The sequence below is a fragment of the Bartonella sp. AP58NXGY genome, assembly GCF_042195785.1.
Taxonomy (GTDB): domain Bacteria; phylum Pseudomonadota; class Alphaproteobacteria; order Rhizobiales; family Rhizobiaceae; genus Bartonella.
This window is the reverse complement of record NZ_JBHIOY010000314.1, coordinates 1-306: the sequence shown is the minus strand read 5'-3', so window position 1 is coordinate 306 and position 306 is coordinate 1. Positions and strand designations below refer to the sequence as shown.

The following is a 306-nucleotide window of genomic DNA, read 5'->3' as shown; positions in this document are numbered from 1 at the left end:
ACGTATATGATGTGAAAAAATGTGAATTTAAGTTAAGGAGTGTCGCTATGAAAAAATCTACTAAACTAGCGGTATTATCAGCGATATCAGCAGCAACCATTTTGGTGCCAATAGGTACAGCGCTTGCAAATAGCCAATGGATGAATAGTGAACATCCTATTGAGAAGCAAATAAATGATATGAGAAACGGTATGAATAAGCAAATAGAAGATATGAGAAAAGGAATGAACGCGCATTTCCCTTCTTATAGTTCTAACAGCCGTTCTACTGTTGAAAGACATCATTCCTCTCATTCTCATCCTCACC

1 pseudogene is annotated in these 306 nt (G+C 36.9%); it reads left to right on the top strand.

Going from position 1 to position 306, the window contains the following annotated elements:
- Positions 1-47 precede the first annotated feature (47 nt).
- A pseudogene (locus ACFINC_RS11130) lies at positions 48-306 on the top strand (BA14K family protein); the annotation flags it as partial.